Raw genomic sequence first — 16,986 nt, 5'->3', positions numbered from 1 at the left:
AGGGACGCCCGCGGTGTCTACGGAACTGCGACAGGCTCCTGCTGTCGCGGCGGCTCCTGTGCACTGGGATCCGGCTCCGGTTCGCGCGACAGGCGGCCCGGCCACCACATCTTCCGCCGCAGGGCGACGCTTGCGCTGGTCACCAGGTACGTCCGTACGAGGAAGGTGTCCAGCAGCACTCCGACCGAGATCACGAAGCCCAGCTCGACCAGCTGCACCAGGCCCATGTTCAGCAGCACGGCGAAGGTCGCGGCGAGGACGAGGCCCGCGGAGGCGATGACGCCCCCCGTCGTCCGCAGCGCGGTGAGCGCGGCGGCCACGGGTTCCTTGCCGGACAGGGATTCCTCGCGCATCCGGTGCATGAGGAAGATGCCGTAGTCGACGCCGAGGGCGACCAGGAACACGAAGGAGAGCAGTCCGAGTCCGGGATCGGTTCCCTCGAAGCCGAAGACCGGGCCGAAGACCAGTCCGCCGATGCCGAGCGCCGCACCCCACACGGCGACCACGGCGGCCACCAGCAGCAGCGGGGCGACCAGGCTGCGCAGCAACGCGATCAGGATCAGCAGCACGGAGCCGAGGACGAGCGGCACGACCACTTTGATGTCGCTGGCGTTGGTGTCCTTGAGGTCGATCTGTTCGGCGCTCGGACCGCCGAGGTAGGACCCGTCGAGCTCCGAGCGCAGGGACTCGATCGTTGCGGTCTCGCCCGCCGACTGGGGCGGGTCCTTGGCGATCACGGAGATCTCCGTCCAGCCGTCCCCGCTGCGTCCCCGCTCGGCGCCTGCGACACCGTCATGGTCACGCACCGCCGCCAAGGTCTCGTCGACCTGCCCGCTGGGAGTGATCACATTGATCGGCTGGGTGCTCCGCTCGGGGTAGGCCGCGGCGAGCGTCTCCATCGCGACGACCGCTTCCGGCTTGTCGACGAAGGAGTCCTCCTGCTTGACCGCTCCGGGCAGGTTCAGCATGCCCGTCGCGAGCGCGCCGAGCAGGACCACACCGCCCGCGAGCACGGCCAGCGGCCGACGCCCCGCGGAGCCGCCCATCGCGGTGAACAGCGACCTGCGCTCCTTCGGCCGGCTCCCGAACGCGGGCGCCATCGGCCAGAACACCCGGCGGCCCAGCAGTACGAGGAGCGCGGGCAGCAGCGTCAGCATGGCGAGGAGCGCGCACAGTACGCCGACGGTTCCCAGCGGCCCCATACCGCGGCTGCTGTTGAGGTCGGCGGCGAGCAGGCACAGCAGTCCGGCGGCGACCGTGCCGGACGAGGCGAGAACGGCAGGGCCGCAGCCGCGCAGGGCGGCCCGCATGGCGTCGTACGGCCGCTCGATGCGCCGCAGTTCCTCCCGGTAGCGGGCGATCAGCAACAGCGCGTAGTCGGTGCCCGCGCCGAACACGAGGATCGTCATGATGCCCGTGCTCTGGCCGGAGATGGTCGTGCCGAACGCCGAGTTGAGGCCGTACGCGACGCCCATCGAGAGGTAGTTGGCGACGCCCGCGACGGCGAGCGGAACGAGCCACAGCAGCGGGCTGCGGTAGATGAGGATCAGCAGGATCGCGACCACGCCGACGGTGGTGTAGAGCAGCGGCCCGTCGAGCGATTCGTACACCTCGCTCGCGTCGGTGGCCAGCGCCCCCGGGCCGCCCACCTCGACGCTCAGCCCGCCGTCCCCCTGGGCGACATCGCGTACGTCGTTGACGAACTCGTCCCGGAGTTTCTCGTCGATACCCGGTTCGTTGCTGGCGACCGGGTACATCAAGGTGGTCCCGTCCTCGGACGGCACCCCCTTGGGCGTCCCGGTCAGCTGGCCGGCGCCCGCGATCTCCTCGACCTGCCGGGCCGCCGTCTCACGGTCGGCGGTGGTCAGCCCGCCGTCCCGGTGGTAGACGAGCACCAGCTCGGTGGTCTCGCCGCCGGGCAACTGCTCCTGGATCTTGGCGACCTGGGTGGAGTCCGCGCTCGCCGGCAGATAGTCGACGGCTCGGTCGTGCTGCACATCGGACAGCTTGGACGCGAACGGCGAGGTCAAGGCGAGCACGGCCACCCAGAGCCCGAGCAGCACCCAGGGCACGGCTCGTCGCCGCGTACGCGTGGTTGTCTTTCCGGGCCCCATGGCGGGGTCCCCCTCCCTTGGACGGCTGTCTGGACATCCACCAGACTCCCGTCATGAGGGGAGGCATTCGTCGGGCGTGGGGGCGAGTTGGGCGCTACTGCGAGGGGTGTCCCACGGCCGCGATTACTCCTGCGGGAGTACAGGGGGTACGGCGAGCCGGCGGCGCAGCCGGAGGGCGGCCCTCGCCCTGCCCCAATGGCCCGTGGCCAGGCTGAGCGGTACGAAGCGCCGCGCCAGGTACCGGGCCTGTGGGCTTTCGGCTCCGAAGAGGCGCACGGCGTCGTGGAGCGCCACGTCGAAGAGCGCCACCGCGCGGTGCGGGTGGAGCGCCCGCAAAGTCGCGTAGGCGTATCTGATCCGTGCTCCGTGGACCAGGGGGTGGTCGGGTCCGTGCAGGCGGATCCGGTCGTCGGCCAGAGCGGCGTACTCGGCGCGGGCGACGCGGACCCGCCCGGTGCTGCGGGCCGTGAAGGCGGCGAACTCGCGGGCGGTGAGCGTCCATGGATGGTCCGGGCCGTGCACCCGTTCGTAGTCGGCTCGTCGGGTGCGAGCGACCTCCAGGGCTTTTCTCCACCGGCCGGCCAGGCGCAGGGCGTCCGCGTACCAGGACTTCTGCCCGAGCGTCGCTCTGTGGTCGTGGCCGAACGCCGTGGTCAGCTCGTCCAGCAGACGCCGCTGAACGGAGACGTCCCGCCACGGAAGACCGACGGAGGCCCAGGCGGTGCCGAGACGCCGACGCGTCCCGAGGGTCCTCTGGCCCAGAGGACCGAAGCGGGCCTCGGTGACCCGCTGGACCCAGGTGCGGATCCGGAGGGCCTTGATGCGGCGCTGGACCGCGCGGTACCCGTCGGCCACGTCGTCGAATGCGACGACGGTGTAGGGGTGCTCTGGTCCCAGGGTGCGCGCGTAGGCGGCGTGGCGTTCGCGGTCCAAGCGCCGGGCCTGCCGCCCGCGCCCGGCCGCTCGCAGCGCGGAGGCATGCTCTTTGCGGGTGGCGAGGGTCACCAGGTTGTCGCTCCCGTAGCGCCGTTCGACATCGGTCAGCACCCGCGTGGAAACGTCGAGGCACTCCCGGTACCGGCCCGCCGAAGCGTACGCCTGAGCCAGCCAGCGCTGGGCGTTGAGCGTCGTGGGGTGCGCCGGGCCGTGGATGCGGGCCGCGTCGTCCGCGACCCTGCGGTGCAGGTCGAGTGCCTCGTCATGCAGCTCGCACCAGGTGAGCGCGTCGGCCAGGTGGCTGCGGTCGAAAACCGTGGCGGGGTGATCCTCCCCGTACAGCCGTATGCGTTCCGCCAGGTTCTCCTCGCGGAGCGTGCGAGCCTCCGTTCCGTCCCCTCGCCTGGTCAGGGTGTACGCGAGGAGCCCGCGTGACGAGAAGACCTGCGGATGACCGCTGCCGAGGCTCCGGACGGCGACGTCCAGCGTCCGCCGCAGCAGGGCCGCGGCCTCGTCGTCGCGTGAGGCGGCGGACAGGGCGTTGGCCACCGTGACGGACGCGTCCACGGTCCGTGGATGAGAGCTTCCGTAGATCCGCTCGTGGTCGGCCAGGACCAGTCGGGCCGTCTCGACCGCCTCTTCGATGCGGCCGTCCGAGGTACAGAGGTGGATGTGGAACCGGCGGACTGAGAGCGTGCGGGGGTCGTCGGGGTCGAACAGCCGCTCGTAGTCCGCGATCAGCTCGGACTGGGCCTCGTAGGCCTCCCGGTGACGTCTGGCCTCGTCCAGAGACCAGATCAGTTGGCCGCGTGCCTCAAGCACCTCGGGGCGGTCCGGGCCGTGCAGTGCGATACGTTCCCGAACCACCTGGCGGAAGAGCGCGACCGCCTCGTCGTCCCGGTCGAGCCACTGCAGGCACACGGCGACGGTGTCCCGTGTCTCCGTCGTGTCCTCGGCTCCGGGCCCGAACGTGCGTTCCGCATCGGCCAGGGCACGCCGGGCGGCGTCCAGGGCCTCGTCGTACAGGGCGGCGTCGAGGCAGTTCATGGCCAGGTTGTTCCGGGCCCAGATCGTTGCGCCGTGGTCCGGCCCGTGGGTCTCCTCGCACTCCTCCAGATAGCTCCGCAGCAGGTTCACGCCTTCCTCGTCGCGGCCCACGGAGCCGTACATGTCGGCCAGGCTCTGCCAGGAGTCGAGGCTCTGGGCGCTCGGCTCCGCCTCGCGCGTCCACTCCGCGCGCATGCGGTTGATCACGCGGACGGCCTCGCCGAGCCGGGACGCGGCGGCGTACGCGCCCGCCAGGTCGCCCCGGGCGGAGTGGGTGTCGGCATGGTCCTCGCCGTGCCGCCGCCGCACCGTGCGCTCCACGTCCTCGAACAACTCCACCGACCGGTCGTACCGTCCGGCCGACTTACACGAGAAGGCGAGGTCCCTGCGGGCCGCCAGGGTGGCATCGTCGTCCGCACCGTGGATCCGTTCGCTGAGCTCTGCCAGCCTGCCGCGCACGGCGATGGCGGGCTCGGTGCGGCCCGTCCAGTGCAGCAGGTCCCCCACGGTCTCCAGCGCGAGCAACGAGGCCCCCGCCTCCACCCCCAGCGCCTCCTCGCAGGCGCTCCTCGTCTGCTCCGCCCACTCCAGGGCGCGTGGCGTACCACCCACGACAGCGAGGTGGTCGTACGCGGCCCAGCGGCGCAACCGTACGAGCGTTTCCTGCTCCTCGTCCGGGTACGCCGCCAGGTCCCCGACGGCCGCCGTCCACAGCGCGTCGATCTGATCCACGAGCTGTCCGCCGAGGTCACGCCGCTCCCACGCCTCACCCCTCGGTACCAGCACGCTCCACAGGTGCCGGGCCGCCGCCCCGACCGTGGCACGCAGCCGTTCCGGCCCGTCCTGGCCGCGCTCGCGCACCACGCGCTGCACCAGCCGGTGCACGACAACCGCGTCCTCGCCGGCCCGGGTGGCGAGTGAGGCCTGGATGAGCACGCCCAGGGCCGCGTCCATGGCTCCCGCCTCGTGGTCAGCGGTCTCCCGCACCACTCCGAACAGCAGGTCCCGCGGCACACCGGACGGCGACAGGACCGACAGCACTTCGAGGAGGACGCGCACCAGTCCGTCCGGGTCGCGCTGCTCGGCCTGTTCCGCCGCGATGAGGATGGCTTCGGCCACCCGGTGCGGGTACGGGTCGCCGGGGACCTTGTCCAGGACGTTCCGCAGGGGAAAGGCACGCAGCCGGTCCAGGTACGTCCGGCAGCCCGTGCCGCGGGTGCGGATGACGTAGGCGGCCTGGGCCAGGGCGAGGGGCAACCGGCCCAGTTCCTCGGCGAGTTCACGGACGCTTTCGACGTCGTGGGCCTCTCCGGTGCGCCGGGAGAGGTAGTCGAGAGACTCCTCCTCGGTGAAGACCGTGACATCCACCCGTTCGGCGGCGAGGTTCTCGAAGACCTGCGACGTGGCGGTCACCACTATCTGCGCGTCGCCGGCCGTGGGCAGCCACCGGGCCACTTCGTCCGGGTCCGTCGCGTTGTCGAGGACCACCAGGCAGGGGCCTGGGTTCCGGCCGATCCAGGTGAGGGCCGCGCGGGCGGCCGTCTCCGTGTCGTCGTCCGCCTCCCTTACGCCCAACTGACCGGCGAGATCGGCGAGTCCGGAGGTGAGCTGGCCACTGTTCTCCGCGGTGATCCATGCCACGACGGGCCAGTCCTCCCCGATGCGGCGCCGTGCGTAGGCGGCGGCGAGCTGGGTCTTGCCCACGCCGCGGGCCCCGGTGACGGCGTGTACGACGGTGAGCCCCCCGCGCCCCGCTGCCGTGGCGAGGTCGGCGAGCAGGTCCTCGCGCGGCTGGAAACCGACGGGGCGGCGCGGCAGGTCGCCCATGCGGACCCGGAGTTGGGGTTGTGTGCCATCGACGGTGTGCGCGGTGACGGTGACCGTCGAGTGCGGGAACTCCAGACGCGGGCCCGGCACCGGCGGGTCGGCGGCACCCGCCGCAGCGCCGGCCGTACGCGGTGCCCACCAGGCGCCCCATGCCCCTCCCGCGGTGGCCGTGACGGTGGCTGCGGCGATCCCGAGAGCGACCCGGCTGTCGTCGGAGGCGGGCAGCAGCGGGAGCTCGGCGAGGTAGCAGAGGAGGAAGACACCGGTGAACGCCATGAGGTCGAGGGCGACGACCAGCGCCCAGCGAATGGCGTGCCTCATGCTCCCCCTCGCCCGCGCGTCGGCCAGGAAGTCGATTGTGCCGTGTGGAACGGGGCGGGGGCGCCGGTCAGGAGGGTATTCGGGTCCCACTCGGGACACCGCTCCGGCAGGTGTACACGCACCACTCAGGTGACTGTCCGCGCCCCGCTCAGGATGGGGTCCGCGCCGCGGCCAGCAGCTTCGTCACATCGTCCGAGCAGATCGTCAGCGCCGCGCCCACGGTAGCGAGAGCATCACGCTCGGCGGGGGTGTACGGGCCGTCGGCGAGGGCGATGCGGGCGCCCTGGAGGAGGATCGACTCGCGGCCGGCGGGGGCGAGGTGCGGGGCCAGCGGGTCCAGCGCCTCGTGGAGCTCTATGGTCAGGCCCGGTCCGCAGGGTCCGCCGTGGACGCGGCCGGTGTCGGCGGCGAGGGCTTCGACGAGCGCGGCGAGCTGGTCCTCGGTGCAGTCCTCGAAGCCGGCCGCGCGTACGGCGTCGGCGGCCGTCTCCAGGGACGTACGGGAACAGGTGCCGCCCGCGGCCAGGATCGCGAGCGCGACGGTGTGGACGGCGTCGCGCAGCATGGCGGAGAAGCGGGTGGTGGTGGGGTGGTCGAGGACGTCGGCGCCGAAGTGGTGGCGGCAGGCGGCGCACTCCACGACGGGTCCGGTGGCGCCGCGCGGCAGGACCGGCATGCCGAGCAGGGTGAAGCGGCGGCGGCCTGCGAGGCGCTGGTAGTTGCGGTCGCCTCCGCAGCCGGGGCAGAAGAACTCGCCGTCACCGACCGTGGTCCACGCGGTACGGGTCCCCAGGACGCGGGAAACGCCAAGCGCGCGAGCGCGGACAAACCGGCCGTTTCGTCCCCATCCTGGCAGCACGTCGCACCTCCCTGACCCCGCGGCATCATCGCCGCGCTGGCGTGATGCTAGCCACATCGTCGACGCGGAGTCAGTACCCCGTACGAGGTCACTCGGCGACATGGCCGGTTATCGCGCTGCGACCCCGCCCGCCGAGGTGGCGGACGGGGCCGGAGAAAAGCAGGTGAACGGGCTTATCGCGTCGCGCGGTTGACCGCGGAGACGACCGCCTTCAGCGAGGCCCGTGTCGTATTCGCGTCGATGCCGATCCCCCACAGCACCTTGTCGCCGATCGCGACCTCGATGTACGAGGCGGCCTGCGCGGAGGCACCCTCGCTCATCGTGTGCTCCTGGTAGTCAAGGAGGCGGGCGTCGCAACCAATACCTTGCAGCGCGTGGAAGAACGCGGAGATCGGGCCGTTGCCCGTACCCACCAGGGTGGTCTCGGCGCCGTCCACCTCGGCCTCGACGGTCAGCGTGTCCACACCGTCCTTGTCGGTGGTGGACTGGCCGTTCTTCAGCTGGATGCGGCCCCAGGCGTTCTCGGGGTTCGGCAGGTACTCGTCCTGGAAGGTCGCCCAGATGTCCTTCGGGGTGACCTCGCCGCCCTCGGCGTCCGTCTTCGCCTGGATGATCTTCGAAAACTCGATCTGCATCCGTCGCGGCAGGTCCAGCTTGTGGTCGTTCTTCAGGACGTACGCGATTCCGCCCTTGCCGGACTGCGAGTTGACGCGGATGACCGCCTCGTACGAGCGGCCGACGTCCTTGGGGTCGATGGGCAGGTACGGAACCGCCCACTCTATGTCGTCGACCGTCTTGCCCTGCTCCTTCGCGGACGCCTCCATGGCGTCGAAGCCCTTCTTGATGGCGTCCTGGTGGGAGCCGGAGAAGGAGGTGTAGACGAGGTCGCCGACGTACGGGTGGCGGGCGTGGACCTCCATCTGGTTGCAGTACTCGGCGGTGCGGCGGACCTCGTCGATGTTCGAGAAGTCGATCTGCGGGTCGACGCCCTGCGAGAACAGGTTCATGCCCAGGGTGACCAGGTCGACGTTGCCGGTGCGCTCGCCCTGCCCGAACAGGCAGCCCTCGATCCGGTCGGCACCGGCCATCAGCGCCAGTTCGGCCGCCGCCACCGCCGTACCGCGGTCGTTGTGCGGGTGGACGGACAGACAGACGTACTCGCGGCGCGACAGATTGCGCGACATCCACTCGAAGCGGTCCGCGTGCGTGGAGGGGGTCGAACGCTCCACGGTGGCGGGCAGGTTGAGGATGATCTCGCGATCCGGGCCGGGCTGCCAGACGTCCATGACGGCCTCGCAGACTTCCAGGGCGAAGTCCAGCTCGGTGTCGGTGAAGATCTCGGGGCTGTACTGGTAGCCGAAGGTCGTCCGCTCGTCCAGCAGCTTCTCGGCGTACTCCATGACCAGCCGCGTACCGTCGACCGCGATCTGCTTGATCTGGTCCTTCGAGCCGCGGAAGACGACACGGCGGAACACGGGCGCCGTGGCGTTGTACAGATGCACGGTGGCGCGCTTGGCGCCGACCAGCGACTCGACGGTCCGCTCGATCAGGTCCTCGCGTGCCTGGGTCAGTACGGAGATCGTGACGTCATCGGGGATCGCGCCCTCTTCCTCGATGATCGACCGCACGAAGTCGAAGTCGGTCTGCCCGGAGGCGGGGAACCCGACCTCGATCTCCTTGTAGCCCATCTTCACCAGCAGATCGAACATCTCGCGCTTGCGGGCGGGCGACATGGGGTCGATCAGGGCCTGGTTGCCGTCGCGCAGATCCGTGGAGAGCCAGCGGGGGGCGACGGTGATCCGGTTGTCCGGCCATGTGCGGTCGGGAATGTCGACCTGGTCGTACGGCCGGTACTTGTGGATCGGCATGGAGGTGGACTGCTGGCGGTTCGGGCGGTTCTGGCTGTTCGCCATGATGCGTGGGCTCCTGGAAGGTGTCCGGAAGGACGGCCGACGGCGCAACGCCAGACTCCGCGGGGAGGGGGTCGGCCTCGACTACAGGCCCTCGCCGCGGCAGCTAAGGAGAAGCAGCCCGAAACGCATGATGTTCGGCATGCTAGCGGAGCTTGGCTTCGAGCGAGGGTTCGTATCAGTATGCGGGACCATGGAGGATTCAGATACAAAAGGTGCACAAGGTCACAAGAGGCTACTGAAGCGGCCCCTTCAGGGGCGCGGGGCTGCGACATACGCGGCTGCGCCGCGATGGGGCCCCTGCTCGGACTGAAGCCGAGAGTGGGGAGCGACAAGCCACGACGGACCCGCAGCCATAACACAGCAGGTAACCCCCACGGCGCCCCAATCCCCACATTTCACCAATCATGGTTGCGCCTGGTGACAGACAAATAACCCAGTGCGAAGGTGCGGTCATGACCGCGAACCCCGGCTTCGAGCCCACCTTCTGCACCATCGTGCCGCCCCACGTCCTGGACACCCTGGCCCAGTCCGAGGACCCCGCCCTCGCGGGCCCCGCACGCCGCACTCTGGAGCGCGACGCCCTGGAGCGCACCCACCGCCGCCTGACCACGGTCCTCGGCGCACCGGCCGTCGCCGCGCCCAAGGCCCCCGCCGACCAGCCGAACCGCACCATCTACGACGCCAAACACAAGCAGGACCTCCCCGGCAAAAAGGTCCGCGGCGAGGGCGACAAACCCGGCAAGGACGCCACGGTCAACCGCGCGTACGCCGGCCTGGGCGCGACCTTCGAACTGTTCCTGAAGGCGTACGAGCGGAACTCGATCAACGGCGAGGGCCTGCCGCTGAGCGCAACCGTGCACTTCGGCGAGGAGTACAACAACGCCTTCTGGAACGGCGAGCAGATGGTCTTCGGCGACGGTGACGGCGAGATCTTCCTCGACTTCACGATCCCCGTCGACGTCATCGGCCATGAACTCGCCCACGGCGTCACGCAGTACACCGCGAACCTCACATACTTCGGCCAGCCAGGCGCCCTGAACGAATCGATGTCGGACGTCTTCGGCTCGCTGATCAAGCAGTACACCCTCGGCCAGACCGCCGCCGAGGCCGACTGGCTGATCGGCGCGGGCCTGCTCGCGCCGCGCGTCACCGGCAAGGCGCTGCGCTCCATGAAGGAGCCGGGCACGGCATACGACGACGATGTCCTCGGCAAGGACCCGCAGCCCGCGACGATGGACGACTACGTGCAGACGGGCCGCGACAACGGCGGCGTCCACATCAACTCCGGCATCCCCAACCACGCCTTCTATCTCGCCGCGACCACCCTCGGCGGCAACGCCTGGGAGCGTGCGGGACAGATCTGGTACGACGTGCTGACCGGCGGCGACCTCGACTCGAAGGCGAACTTCTCCGACTTCGCGACCCTGACCATCGCGCAGGCCCGCAGCGCGTACGGCGAGGGCGAGGAACTCCAGGCCGTCACGAAGGCGTGGGAGCGGGTCGGGGTGCCCACGGCCTGAGCGCGGGGCGTGGGGCCGCGGCCCAGGAGTGGCCCGGCGAGCACTTTCGTACTAGACAGGAACCATGCGTATCCAGGTGAAGCGCACGGGTGGATTCGCGGGTATCGACCGTCACGCCTCGGTGGAGACGGCGGGACGGGCCGATGCCCAGGAGTGGCACGACTTGGCCAAGCAGGCCGTCGCCGCCGCCCGCCAGACACCCCCGATCGGCGTCCCGGACGGCTTCAGCTACCAGCTCACCGTCGACGGAAAGACGGTGTACTGCTCGGATCCCCGACTGACGGAGGAGCAACGGAAGCTGATTTCAAGGGTGCTGAAGGAGGGCGCATAGAAAGCAGGGGCACACGGGAGCGCCCCTCAGTGGCGCGGGGACCTGCGCGACCAGCCACAACGCACCCGCAGTCGCCCATGCACACACCCACCCTCCCCTGAGGCGCCACCCGAAGCCGAACGGCCAGTTCACGTCAGGCCGTTGACATCTGTTACCGCCGGTAAGGATGATCCGGTGCATGGCGACTGATGCGCGCGGCGGAACGAACCCAATACCTCAGTTCCCGACCGGCTTCCTCTGGGGCGTCTCGACCTCTGCACACCAGATCGAGGGCGCCGCAGACCAACGCGAGCCCTCCGTCTGGGACGCCTTCACCGCCGAACCGGGCCGGGTGAAGGACGGCTCGACGGCCGCGGTGGCCTGCGACCACTACCGCCGCTACCCCGAGGACGTGGCCCTCCTGCGCGACCTGGGCGTGGGAGCGTACCGCTTCTCCATCTCCTGGCCACGCGTCCAGTCCCCCGGCGGCCTCGACTTCTACGACCGCCTGGTGGACGAGCTGGCGGCAGCGGGCGTACGCCCCGTTCCGACCCTCTTCCACTGGGACCTGCCGCTTTCCGTGGAAACGGAGGGCGGCTGGCTGCGACGCGAGACCGCCGAGCGTTTCGCCGAGTACGCGGCCGTCGTCGCCGAACGCCTCGGTGACCGCATCAGCAAGTGGATCACCCTCAACGAGCCCGCCGAGCACACCCTGTTCGGCCACGCCCTCGGCACCCACGCACCCGGCAAGAAGCTGATGTTCGACGCGCTCCCCACCGCTCACCACCAGCTGTTGGCCCACGGTCTGGCCGTACGAGCCCTGCGCGCGGCCGGAGTCACGGACATCGGGATCGCCAACTCCCACGGACCGACTTGGCCCGCGTCCGACGAGGCGGCCGATGTGGAGGCAGCCGGTTTCTACGACGTACTGCTGAACCGGCTCTTCGCGGACCCGCTGCTCCTGGGCCAATACCCGGAAGGGCTGGCCGAGTTGATGCCCGGAGGCCCTGAGATCATCGACGCCGACCTGAAGGTGATCGCCGAGCCGCTGGACTGGTACGGGATCAACTACTACGCCCCGACAAGGGTGGGCGCACCTCAGGGCGCCGACATCGAGTTCGGCGGCTTCACCCTTCCGGCCGAACTCCCCTTCTCGGTAAGGGAGATCGAGGGGTATCCGGTCACCGATTTCGGCTGGCCCGTGATCCCGGAGGGGCTGACGGAGCTGCTGACGAGCTTCCGTGACCGCTACGGCGACCGCCTCCCGCCGATCGTCATCACCGAGAACGGCTGCTCGTACGAAGGGATCGACGACCAGGAGCGGATCGCGTTCCTGGACGGCCATCTCCGGGCGCTGCACCGGGCGCTGGAGGCGGGCGTCGACGTACGCGGGTACTTCGTGTGGTCGCTGCTGGACAACTTCGAGTGGGCGGAGGGCTACGCACGCCGGTTCGGACTGGTCCACGTCGACTACGACACGCTGGAGCGGACACCGAAGGCGTCGTACGGGTGGCTGCGGGACGTACTGCGCAAACAACCCTGAGACGGAGCCCGTTTTCGGGCAACCATCAACCGCCTTCGGCCACTTCCTCCAACCATCAGAAGAATCACTTCCGCTTCTCTTGCCAACACGCGCCACTCAGGCCTCAATAGACCTCGACTCTTTCCGACGGACCGTCAGATCTGACACCCGCGCAGCATTTCGCGCCCCACCCGTGGGCGGTCCGTCAACCGTTCCCACATGGCAACTCCCCACCAAGGAAAGGGAATTCATGAGACGCAAGCGGATCGGAATCGGAGCGGCCGTCGCGGCCGGCACCCTCGCCATGACGGGCTTCGTCCTGGCCCCCAGCGCCGCCGCGGTGGTCCCGCAGTCGGCGACCATCAACGCGGACTGCAGCCTCCTCGGCGGCGGCGAGGCCACCCTCACCGCCACCCAGGACGGCACCTCCGCCACCATCACCGTCAGCTCCACCGACATCACCTCGCCGATCGCCCTCGGCGAGGACTCCATCCAGGCCTCGCTCACCATGGCGAAGGCGAGCGGCGGCACCACCGCGTTCACCGGCACCGAGAACCCGGCGATAGCCGCTGGTGAGGGTGTCACCGTCGGGCCCCTGACCGGCACGGTCGCCCCCGGGGACAGCCTTGACGCTTTCGGCGGCTCCCTGAACCTGACGGTCATCGGGATCAACATCACGTGCACCGCCCAGGGACCGCAGTCGCCGGGCCCGTTCGTGTTCGAGTAAGCCCAAGCCCCACAGCAAGCTCCGTACAACTCCGTACGTGGTGATCGGTGCCGTCCGCGCGCAGACGGCACCGATCAGCCGGCACCAGTCATCGGGCGACCCGGCCGACGACGGGATGCCGACGCGACGCTTCAGAGCGCGTCCGGGCCGCGCTCCCCCGTCCGTACCCGCACCACCGTCTCCACCGGCAGCGCCCACACCTTGCCGTCACCGATCTTCCCCGTCCGCGCCGCCTTGACGATCGCGTCGGTGACGGCGTCCGCGTTCGCGTCGTCGACGACGACCTCGATACGGATCTTGGGGACGAGGTCGACCTGGTACTCGGCCCCGCGGTACACCTCGGTGTGCCCGCGCTGACGCCCGTAGCCGCTGGCCTCCGTGACGGTCAGCCCGTGGACGCCCATTTCCTGGAGCGCGTTCTTGACCTCGTCGAGGCGGTACGGCTTGATGATCGCGGTGATGAGCTTCATGAACCCGTGATCGTAAGTGGTCGCGGCGTGCACCGTAAGGCCCGCGAGGGTCCGGACGTGAAGGTCCGGGCATGCGAACGTGAGCACGTGCCGCGGGACTCCGATGATCAGGGACAATGGGCGCCATGAGCGTTCGTACCCAGTCCTCCGAGCCGCCGGAATCCTCGGGGGCCATCCATCGCGCCGGCTTCGCCTGCTTCGTGGGCCGCCCGAACGCGGGCAAGTCCACCCTCACGAACGCTCTGGTCGGCCAGAAGGTGGCGATCACCGCGAACCAGCCGCAGACCACGCGGCACACGGTACGGGGCATCGTGCACCGGCCGGACGCACAGCTGATCCTGGTGGACACCCCCGGTCTGCACAAGCCGCGCACGCTGCTCGGCGAGCGGCTCAACGACGTCGTACGGACCACCTGGGCCGAGGTCGACGTGATCGGCTTCTGTCTGCCGGCGAACGAGAAACTGGGGCCCGGCGACCGTTTCATCGCCAAGGAACTGGCGTCCATCAAGAAGACGCCGAAGATCGCGATCGTGACGAAGACCGACCTGGTGGAAGGGAAGGCTCTCGCCGAGCAGCTCATCGCCATCGACCAGCTCGGCAAGGAGCTCGGCTTCGAGTGGGCGGAGATCGTCCCGGTGTCGGCGGTCGCCGACCAGCAGGTCGACCTGCTGGCCAACCTCCTCGTCCCGCTCCTGCCGGAAGGCCCCGCCCTCTACCCCGAGGGCGACCTCACGGACGAGCCCGAACAGGTCATGGTGGCCGAACTGATCCGCGAGGCCGCCCTGGAGGGCGTACGCGACGAACTGCCCCACTCCATCGCGGTCGTGGTCGAGGAGATGCTCCCCCGCGAGGACCGCCCCGCCGACCGCCCCCTCCTCGACATCCACGCCTTCGTCTACATCGAGCGCCCCAGCCAGAAGGGCATCATCATCGGCCCGAAGGGCAAGCGCCTGAAGGAAGTCGGCATCAAGTCCCGCAAGCAGATCGAGGCGCTTCTGGGCACACCGGTCTTCCTCGACCTCCACGTGAAGGTCGCGAAGGACTGGCAGCGGGATCCTCGGCAGCTGCGGAAGCTGGGATTCTGAGGGCGGGGCCCTGCTCGGCCGCTGCACCGGACTCCCTCGATCCCCGTCCCATACCCCTCCGGTAACGGCCCCCGAAAACGCCTACGGCGTTGTCAGTGCTCCGACGTACCCTGGGCAGTGCAAAGGCAGTCAACTGGCTGCGGACCCTGTCGAGGAGGACGAGCAAGGCCTACGAGCCGGCCCATGACTGACACACCCACGGCGCACAGCCCCGTCCAAGGACAAGCGAAAGCGCAGTTCACCGTCCCGCCCAAGCACCCCATGGTTACCGTGCTGGGCTCAGGAGACGCCCTCCTGCGCGTGATCGAGAAGGCCTTCCCGGCGGCCGACATCCACGTCCGGGGCAACGAGATCAGCGCGGTCGGCGACGCCCGCGAAGTGGCCCTCGTCCAGCGCGTTTTCGACGAGATGATGCTGGTGCTCCGCACCGGACAGCCGATGACGGAGGACGCGGTGGAACGCTCGATCGCCATGCTGAGGGCGAGTGAAGACGGGAACGGCCCCGAGGAGACACCGGCCGAGGTGCTCACCCAGAACATCCTGTCCTCGCGCGGCCGCACGATCCGCCCCAAGACCCTCAACCAGAAGCGGTACGTCGACGCCATCGACAAACACACGGTTGTTTTCGGCATCGGCCCGGCGGGCACCGGCAAGACCTACCTCGCCATGGCCAAGGCGGTCCAGGCCCTCCAGTCGAAGCAGGTCAACCGCATCATCCTGACCCGCCCGGCGGTAGAGGCGGGCGAGCGGCTGGGGTTCCTGCCCGGAACGCTGTACGAGAAGATCGACCCGTATCTGCGTCCGCTGTACGACGCCCTGCACGACATGCTCGACCCGGACTCGATTCCGCGGTTGATGGCGGCGGGGACGATAGAGGTGGCGCCGCTGGCATATATGCGTGGGCGTAGCCAACCGCTCTTCACGAACGTCCTCACACCGGACGGCTGGCGTCCCATCGGTGACCTTCAGGTCGGTGACCTGGTCATCGGCTCGAACGGCGAGCCGACGCCGGTCCTGGGTGTGTACCCGCAGGGCGAGAGGGACATCTACCGTGTCACCGCCCAGGACGGTTCCTGGACTCTGTGCTGCGGCGAGCACCTGTGGACGGTCAGGACTCGCGACGACAAGCGCCGTAACAAGCCGTGGCGGGTCCTGGAGACGCAGGACATGATCGGCAACCTGCGGGCAGCGCAGGCTCGTCGCTACGAGCTGCCGCTACTCACCGCGCCGGTCTGCTTCCCGGAGCGGGAGGTTCCCATCGATCCGTACGCGCTGGGTCTTTTGCTGGGCGACGGGTGCATCTCGAAGGGCGGCACGCCCTCGTTCGCCACAGCGGACCCGGAGCTGGTCCCCGCCCTGGAGGCAGCGCTTCCGGGTGTCAAGGTGCGGTCGCGAGGCGGCTACAACTACCTCGTCAACCGTCTCCCGATGCCGAGCGACGGCGAGGGCAGCATCCTGACGCATCCGCTCAAGCAGGCGCTGCGCAAGTTGGAACTGTTTGGAAGCAAGTCGTACTCGAAGTTCATCCCAGACGACTACCTCTACAACTCAGCCGATGTCCGTCTTGCGGTCCTACAAGGGCTACTCGACACCGACGGAGGCCCAGTCACGCAGAAGGACCGCACCTGCCGGATCCAGTACACGACCACGTCGATCATCCTCCGAGACGACGTAATTTCGCTCGTGCAGTCGCTAGGCGGTGTCGCATACGCGCGGCGCAGGGCAGCAGCAGGGCGCAAGCCGGGCCGAGTGAACGGCCGTGACGTCCCCTTCCACCGCGACGCCCACATCATCGACATCCGCCTCCCGGAGGGCCTCGAACCCTTCCGCCTCGCCCGCAAGCGCGACAAGTACCACGCGGCCGGAGGCGGTGGACGCCCGATGCGCTTCATCGACAGCATCGAGCCCGCAGGCCGCGAGGAGACCGTCTGCATCCAGGTGGCGGCCGAGGACTCGCTGTATGTCACCCAGGACTACCTGCTCACGCACAACACCCTGAATGACGCCTTCATCATCCTGGACGAGGCTCAGAACACGAGCGCCGAGCAGATGAAGATGTTCCTCACCCGGCTCGGCTTCGACTCGAAGATCGTGGTCACTGGTGACGTCACGCAGGTCGACCTCCCCGACGGCACGAAGTCCGGGCTGCGTCAGGTCCAGGAGATCCTGGACGGTGTCCAGGACGTGCACTTCTCGCGGCTCACGTCCCACGATGTCGTACGGCACAAGCTGGTCGGCCGTATCGTCGACGCGTACGAGAAGTACGACAGCGAGAACGGCACACAGAACGGCTCCCACAAGGGCCGTGACAAACGGAAGTAGACCAAGCCCGATC

The 16,986-nt window shown here is 69.3% G+C and carries 11 protein-coding genes; 6 read left to right on the top strand and 5 right to left on the bottom strand.

Annotation, left to right across the window (positions count from 1 at the left end; translation table 11 throughout):
- Nucleotides 1-17 precede the first annotated feature (17 nt).
- From ACFYO0_RS07100 to leuA, 4 genes are all read right to left on the bottom strand, one after another.
- Nucleotides 18-2,114, bottom strand: coding sequence for an MMPL family transporter (locus ACFYO0_RS07100; protein WP_388671880.1), 2,097 nt, complete (start codon nucleotides 2,112-2,114; stop codon nucleotides 18-20).
- 123 nt (nucleotides 2,115-2,237) lie between these two features.
- On the bottom strand, nucleotides 2,238-6,245 hold the full coding sequence (locus ACFYO0_RS07095; protein ID WP_388671877.1) for a tetratricopeptide repeat protein: 4,008 nt from the start codon (nucleotides 6,243-6,245) through the stop codon (nucleotides 2,238-2,240).
- 148 nt (nucleotides 6,246-6,393) lie between these two features.
- Nucleotides 6,394-7,104, bottom strand: coding sequence for a TerB family tellurite resistance protein (locus ACFYO0_RS07090; protein WP_388671874.1), 711 nt, complete (start codon nucleotides 7,102-7,104; stop codon nucleotides 6,394-6,396).
- 173 nt (nucleotides 7,105-7,277) lie between these two features.
- A complete protein-coding gene (gene leuA, locus ACFYO0_RS07085) occupies nucleotides 7,278-9,017 on the bottom strand; it encodes a 2-isopropylmalate synthase (RefSeq protein ID WP_388671871.1) in 1,740 nt (579 codons plus the stop codon).
- Between the two features lie 452 nt (nucleotides 9,018-9,469).
- Here leuA and ACFYO0_RS07080 point away from each other — a divergent pair, with 452 nt between their 5' ends.
- From ACFYO0_RS07080 to ACFYO0_RS07065, 4 genes are all read left to right on the top strand, one after another.
- On the top strand, nucleotides 9,470-10,537 hold the full coding sequence (locus ACFYO0_RS07080) for a M4 family metallopeptidase (RefSeq protein WP_388671868.1): 1,068 nt from the start codon (nucleotides 9,470-9,472) through the stop codon (nucleotides 10,535-10,537).
- A 64-nt stretch (nucleotides 10,538-10,601) separates the two neighbouring features.
- Nucleotides 10,602-10,868, top strand: coding sequence for a protealysin inhibitor emfourin (locus ACFYO0_RS07075; protein WP_388671865.1), 267 nt, complete (start codon nucleotides 10,602-10,604; stop codon nucleotides 10,866-10,868).
- 166 nt (nucleotides 10,869-11,034) lie between these two features.
- Complete coding sequence (locus ACFYO0_RS07070; RefSeq protein WP_388671862.1) at nucleotides 11,035-12,390, top strand: GH1 family beta-glucosidase; 1,356 nt, start codon at nucleotides 11,035-11,037, stop codon at nucleotides 12,388-12,390.
- Nucleotides 12,391-12,619: 229 nt separating this feature from the next.
- Complete coding sequence (locus tag ACFYO0_RS07065; protein WP_388671859.1) at nucleotides 12,620-13,096, top strand: hypothetical protein; 477 nt, start codon at nucleotides 12,620-12,622, stop codon at nucleotides 13,094-13,096.
- A gap of 131 nt (nucleotides 13,097-13,227) precedes the next feature.
- Here ACFYO0_RS07065 and ACFYO0_RS07060 read toward each other — a convergent pair whose 3' ends face one another.
- Nucleotides 13,228-13,566 carry a P-II family nitrogen regulator gene (locus tag ACFYO0_RS07060; RefSeq protein WP_386353348.1) on the bottom strand — a complete coding sequence of 113 codons (339 nt, stop codon included), beginning with the start codon at nucleotides 13,564-13,566 and terminating at the stop codon, nucleotides 13,228-13,230.
- 116 nt (nucleotides 13,567-13,682) lie between these two features.
- On the opposite strand from ACFYO0_RS07060, the gene era reads away from it, so the two are divergent.
- Together era and ACFYO0_RS07050 are read left to right on the top strand one after the other, a co-directional pair.
- Entirely contained in the window at nucleotides 13,683-14,651 is a 969-nt protein-coding gene (gene era / locus ACFYO0_RS07055) for a GTPase Era (RefSeq protein ID WP_388671856.1), read from the top strand.
- A gap of 183 nt (nucleotides 14,652-14,834) precedes the next feature.
- On the top strand, nucleotides 14,835-16,973 hold the full coding sequence (locus tag ACFYO0_RS07050; RefSeq protein WP_388671853.1) for a PhoH family protein: 2,139 nt from the start codon (nucleotides 14,835-14,837) through the stop codon (nucleotides 16,971-16,973).
- Nucleotides 16,974-16,986: the final 13 nt, after the last annotated feature.

Source organism: Streptomyces sp. NPDC006365 (assembly GCF_042870755.1).
In the GTDB taxonomy this organism is placed as follows: Bacteria; Actinomycetota; Actinomycetes; order Streptomycetales; family Streptomycetaceae; genus Streptomyces; species Streptomyces xiangluensis.
This window is presented reverse-complemented; position numbering and strand designations above follow the sequence as displayed.

Coding starts and splice junctions, on each gene's coding strand:
- era (WP_388671856.1), top strand. CDS start 13,683: ATGGGCGCCATGAGCGTTCGTACCCAGTCCTCCGAGCCGCCGGAATCC.
- ACFYO0_RS07070 (WP_388671862.1), top strand. CDS start 11,035: ATGATCCGGTGCATGGCGACTGATGCGCGCGGCGGAACGAACCCAATA.
- ACFYO0_RS07060 (WP_386353348.1), bottom strand. CDS start 13,566: ATGAAGCTCATCACCGCGATCATCAAGCCGTACCGCCTCGACGAGGTC.
- ACFYO0_RS07080 (WP_388671868.1), top strand. CDS start 9,470: ATGACCGCGAACCCCGGCTTCGAGCCCACCTTCTGCACCATCGTGCCG.
- ACFYO0_RS07095 (WP_388671877.1), bottom strand. CDS start 6,245: ATGAGGCACGCCATTCGCTGGGCGCTGGTCGTCGCCCTCGACCTCATG.
- ACFYO0_RS07075 (WP_388671865.1), top strand. CDS start 10,602: ATGCGTATCCAGGTGAAGCGCACGGGTGGATTCGCGGGTATCGACCGT.
- leuA (WP_388671871.1), bottom strand. CDS start 9,017: ATGGCGAACAGCCAGAACCGCCCGAACCGCCAGCAGTCCACCTCCATG.
- ACFYO0_RS07050 (WP_388671853.1), top strand. CDS start 14,835: ATGACTGACACACCCACGGCGCACAGCCCCGTCCAAGGACAAGCGAAA.
- ACFYO0_RS07065 (WP_388671859.1), top strand. CDS start 12,620: ATGAGACGCAAGCGGATCGGAATCGGAGCGGCCGTCGCGGCCGGCACC.
- ACFYO0_RS07100 (WP_388671880.1), bottom strand. CDS start 2,114: ATGGGGCCCGGAAAGACAACCACGCGTACGCGGCGACGAGCCGTGCCC.